Source organism: Weissella sp. DD23 (genome assembly GCF_001579105.1).
GTDB classification, from domain to species: Bacteria; Bacillota; Bacilli; order Lactobacillales; family Lactobacillaceae; genus Weissella; species Weissella cibaria.
Map to the genome: position 1 here is coordinate 215,282 of NZ_KQ970390.1, position 5,370 is coordinate 220,651.

3 protein-coding genes and 1 pseudogene are annotated in these 5,370 nt (G+C 37.4%); all 4 read left to right on the forward strand.

Annotated features, from left to right (window positions below):
• Positions 1-1,274, forward strand: a 1,274-nt coding sequence (glmS, locus tag WEIDD23_RS01030) for a glutamine--fructose-6-phosphate transaminase (isomerizing) (protein ID WP_242865359.1), incomplete at its 5' end; no start/stop codon positions are given.
• 909 nt (positions 1,275-2,183) lie between these two features.
• Positions 2,184-2,780, forward strand: a complete 597-nt coding sequence (locus WEIDD23_RS01035) for a CPBP family intramembrane glutamic endopeptidase (protein ID WP_062358679.1) — start codon at positions 2,184-2,186, stop codon at positions 2,778-2,780.
• Positions 2,781-3,066: 286 nt separating this feature from the next.
• Entirely contained in the window at positions 3,067-3,678 is a 612-nt protein-coding gene (locus WEIDD23_RS01040) for a CPBP family intramembrane glutamic endopeptidase (RefSeq protein WP_050790589.1), read from the forward strand.
• A 1,170-nt stretch (positions 3,679-4,848) separates the two neighbouring features.
• Positions 4,849-5,334: pseudogene (locus WEIDD23_RS14195) on the forward strand (CCA tRNA nucleotidyltransferase); the annotation flags it as partial.
• Between the last annotated feature and the right edge of the window lie 36 nt (positions 5,335-5,370).

The window sequence follows — 5,370 nt, forward strand, 5'->3', positions numbered from 1 at the left end:
AGTCACCATTGCTAATCGGTGTTGGAGAAGACTTTAACGTGGTGACGTCGGATGCGGTGGCGATGTTGGATCAAACGCACGATTTTATTGAGTTACATGATGGTGAAATTGCGATTATTGACCCAGATAAGGTGCAACTCTTCGATGCTGATGGTAACGAAACGGCCCGTGAGCCATTCCACTTGGACATTGATGCTTCAGAAACTGATAAGGGTACGTATCCTTTCTACATGTTGAAGGAAATCGATGAACAGCCAATTGTGATTCGCCACTTGATCGAGAAATACCTAGATAATGAAGGTGGCGTGCACGTTGGTCAAGCCATTTTGAACGATCTTAAAGCAGCCGATCGTTTGTACATTGTCGCTGCCGGTACGTCATATCACGCCGGTTTGGTAGGTAAGCGCTTATTTGAACAATGGGCGGGTGTGCCAACTGAGGTTCACTTGTCATCAGAGTTTGCTTACGAGCAACCATTATTGTCAGAGAAGCCATTCTTTATCTTCTTGACGCAATCTGGTGAAACTGCTGACTCACGTGAAGTGCTTCAAAACGTTAACGCACAAGGCTTTAAGTCACTGACGCTAACTAATGTCGAGAAGTCGACGCTATGGCGTGAAGCAACTTATGCATTGCCATTGTTGGCAGGCCCTGAAATTGCGGTTGCCTCAACGAAGGCTTACGTGGCGCAAGTTGCTTTGCAAGCAATTTTGGCTTATGCGATTGCTGACCGTGCAACGCTTGGCTTTGATTTGGAACAAGATTTGTCTAAGATTGCCGTGGGTATTCAAGGAATTGTTGATGACAAGGAAACGTTGCAACAAGTTGCTAACCAATATTTGGTTGAGTCACGGAATGCCTTCTTTATCGGCCGTGGTGTTGACTCAACAGTTTCGCTGGAAGCGGCACTGAAGTTGAAAGAAATTTCATACGTGCAAGCTGAAGGATTTGCGGCTGGTGAATTGAAGCATGGTACGCTGGCCTTGATTGAAGACGGCACACCAGTAATTGCTTTGATTACACAAGCAAAGACAGCTGGCCTAGTTCGTGGTAACTTGGCAGAAACGCAAGCGCGTGGCTCACGTGCTTACACGATTGTGACGCAATCATTGGCTAAAGAAGGTGATGATTTCATCTTGCCTGATGTGAATGAGTTGTTGTCACCATTGTTGTCAGTGGTACCAACACAATTGTTGGCATACTACACATCACTCGGCCGTGGCTTGGATGTCGATCGTCCACGTAACTTGGCCAAGTCGGTTACTGTTCAATAAGAGTTTTAAAAAGGAAGCCCAAGACGTCTGTTTCGTCTTGGGCTTTTTGCTAAAGGAGTTGATGAGCCGTATGGCCAAGCAACTCCTTTTTTGTTGTGAATTTTTAGGCCATTTTATTTTTTGAAAATGGCACGTACTATTTCTTTTCAGATTCAAGTTAAACGTTTAACAAGTTTACAACTGTCAATTTAGCAGTGTGGTTATTTACAGAATACTAGTTTATATTGGGTAATGTTGTTTTGACGTGCGTAAATAAGTGGTGTTGTCTGCAGTAGTAGTAATCGGAATTGGTATAATTTCTAATTATTAGGTGGTGCATTCTGATCGCCATACATATATTGGTATCATGAAAATAAAAAATGGTTAGTTGCGGCTGCATATTGATTTTTGGATTGATTGGGGTAACCCAAGTGATGGAATCGGTACAAGATATTCCGTTTCCTGTATGGCACGCAACTCGAATATCTACAGATACTTCTCTGAAATCTTCAGTTGTATACAAAGTATTAAAAGGTAAGTCAGATAAATTTGACGTCACGCTGTACGTATATTTATAGATAAAAATGTATGTTAGGGCTACTGGCCGTAATGGATGTTGCTTAAAAAATATATACCACATATTTGGGTACATATTTTTTAATTCGAAATCGATTAATAATTTGTTATAAGGTCCGTACAAAGTGGTGATGTTTTTGGAGTGAGAAATAGTTTTAAAAGAGGTAGAAGTTTGTCAGACGCCAATTTGTCAACGATTGTTGGTGGGAGGGAGCTGGTTGGATTGGCTTGCTTCAACCGGCATACGATCTTGTCCGTGGAGTGGCTGCAGGTGTTAAGAACGAAATTCGTAAGCATGGAGCGTAAGAGCAATAATCTGATATAAACGTTAGATTATTGCTCTTAAGGAGATATATGTCAAAAAGCCAGAAAATTATAAAGTCATTAAAGTTAATTGCCTTATTGTCTTTGTTGGAAATAGCAATCTTTTTTATTATCGAACTTAATGTGGGAAGTATTGCATCGTATTTTATGATAGGTGCAATCTATGTTGGAGTGGTCGTACTTTTATTTAGAAGTAATTTAATTATCAAAAAATTAATACCTTGGAGATTCGTGTGTTTAGGTATTTTCGTAGGGGTACTGCTACTGCTGTTTCAATTGCTTGTTTCAAGAATTACGAATTTGCACGGGGAAACGGCATTAAATGATTCTCAGACTACTTTTAATTTGTTTTTGCCAACTGCGGTAATAATTGCGCCTATCATTGAAGAACACATTTTTAGATTATATCTTCCAGCAGTGTTTAATAATAAAATATTAGGATTTGTTGCTTCTTCTGTACTTTTTGCGTTGTTTCATAGTAGTCATGATCTAACTTCGTCAAGTGTATACATGGTAATGGCGCTTGCGTTCAGTTATTTGTATATTAAAAGTAATAATATATGGACATCGATAATAGCCCATTCTTTGTTGAATATTATGATTGTTATTTGGAACGTTTTAGTATAGCTAATACTTATTCAGACATGAATAACTGAATGAGTATCGAGGAAAGGAACAATGTTATGAAAAATATTGGTGGTTTTACACCCTTCTCGGAGATGCTGATGATATCAAAGCCGGGTTCAAAGATGGCATTAATTACGGTATGAAACATTAATTTTATTGAAATGTAAGCATCATTGAACAATGATGCTTACATTTTTTATGAGGACATAGTCATGAAATTCGAATACATATTAAAAAAATAAATACATCAATAAATTATTTTGTGTTATTCATTGGGATAATATTTTTGCAGCAACTGGCGGTATTACCGTTAACTATGACAAGTCACATAAATACTGGATTTCCTAAAATTATTTTAACGATTATTGGTTTTGCAATTCAAATTGCTATTGCTATTTTTTTATATAACAAGTTATTTAAAATTGGCGAATATACAAAGGATGTTAGCGTAAAAACCGTTAGAAAATTAGCTATGATTTTGCTTAGCGTTTTGCTATCTATGGTTATTATTCAAATATGTTCAAACTATTTACAGGATATGAGTGTAGTGACTAATACTGACAATCAAAAGGCGATATTGAAATTATATAAATATAATTCAGTGGGATTGATTATTGAAACTGTCATTATTGCTCCTATTTTAGAAGAACTGATTTTTAGGGGCGTTTTTCTTTCCGGATGGTCTACTGTGTTTGGAATTTCCAAAATAAGTTTGGGATCAGGAATTTTTATTAGCTCCGGGATATTTGCACTGTTGCATACTTCAGACTTCTCAATAAATTTATTACCGTATTTTGTGGTTGGAGTAATTCTTGCAAGTTCATATATAAAAACCAAGAGAATAGAAATCCCTATATTGGGGCACATGTTCCTGAATTTTTTGGCATTTATAATATAAAGCATTATTTGATTGTGAATTATTATCGGAGAGTTTGAGGATTATAAATGATTAAGACGATACTTTTAATAATTGTTGCGATACTAAGCGTTCTGGGATTTATTTCTGTTATTCTCAGATTCTTCAGCGCAAATCCTGGAAATAACAAGATTAATTTAGAATTGTTAATTCTTTTTCTTGGGTTGGTACTAACGTTATGGCAGCTGACGTATTTCACGGTTTTAATAGCTACTTTAGGTGCACTTGGAGTCTTGTTAGAAACCAAAAGTGAAAGTTAATATTTTGAACTTTTCTTAGGCGGCTGATTTTACTTTTTTGAGATCGGCTGCCTTTGCTTATGGGTCATTGAGTAGGGGCTATTAAACACGGTTTACATCTGTAAACTGACCTTGCTTTTATTAGAGAAAAACATGGTACATAATTGTATGAAGGATTAAGGCGTTTGTATGGCTAATCAAAGATTGTAATTAATGACGTAATCGAGGAGGAATAGGCGTGGACGCAATTAAAGATTTTGAAATATTTTCAGCAACAAGCAGGCAATTAGAACGATATGCACATTAATAAAAAGAGGATTGCCCAGATTGTCGCACTATTAATACTAATAATCGTATTTACAATCTTGGCAACAACCATAAAACAAGGAACAGCATTATGGTTTCTTTACCTATTAATGAGTTGGCATATTGCGTTAACGGTAATAAACAAACATTTTAAATAAATATAAAAGCACGCCTAAATGGGAAAGGAACAAATCAATGCACGCTATTAAAAATCAGTTGATATTATTAATCATCATTGACTTGCTGATTGTCTTACTATTTGCACTACGCATACTTAATATTATAGGAGCTGGATTAAATTACGGCGTATCAGGAATAATTTTAGACATGCTGGTCGTTATACTATCAGCCTATATTATTAAAAGTAATGGTTCATATTTACAATTAAGTGGGAAAAACGTCTATAAGTATTTTGTATACGGATCTGCCTTTTTAATATTCTTACCTTAACGAAAAGGCTAGCTGTTCTTAATGTGAGCAGCTAGCCTTTTCGATTTTAATTGCGTCATAACCGTGATTTGAACCTTGTTTAGTTTACGGTACGCCAAATTAACAACAAATTCCTGGTATACTTAAAGAACGAGTAAGTCCAAGGAGGACCTTTGAAATGAAGTTAGAGAATATGCCAGCAGAGTTCGTTGCGGCATTGCCAATTTTAGAAACGATTGAGGCGGCTGGCTTTGAAGCGTATTTCGTCGGCGGATCAGTCCGCGATACGTTGTTGGGTAAGCCAATTCACGATGTGGATATTGCCACATCGGCGTATCCAGAGGAAGTGAAGGCTTTGTTTGAGCGAACAGTGGATACGGGGATCGAACATGGCACAGTCATGATTCTGGATCACGGTCAAGGATATGAAACAACGACTTTCCGAACGGAGTCGACCTATACAGATTTTCGTCGTCCGGATGAGGTGACGTTTGTTCGTTCCTTAGCAGAAGATTTAAAGCGCCGTGATTTCACGGTTAACGCCTTTGCGTTGACCAAGGACGGCGAAATTATTGATATGTTTGATGGTTTGTCAGACATGGACAATCATATTTTACGCGCCGTTGGCGAAGCGGAAGAGCGTTTTCATGAAGATGCGCTACGTATGATGCGGGCAGTTCGTTCGCAGCACAGTTAGACT

What these genes read in the sequence shown, in the direction of transcription:
- WEIDD23_RS01035 (WP_062358679.1), top strand. Translation starts at nt 2,184, where the DNA reads ATGTCAAAAAGCCAGAAAATTATAAAGTCATTAAAGTTAATTGCCTTA.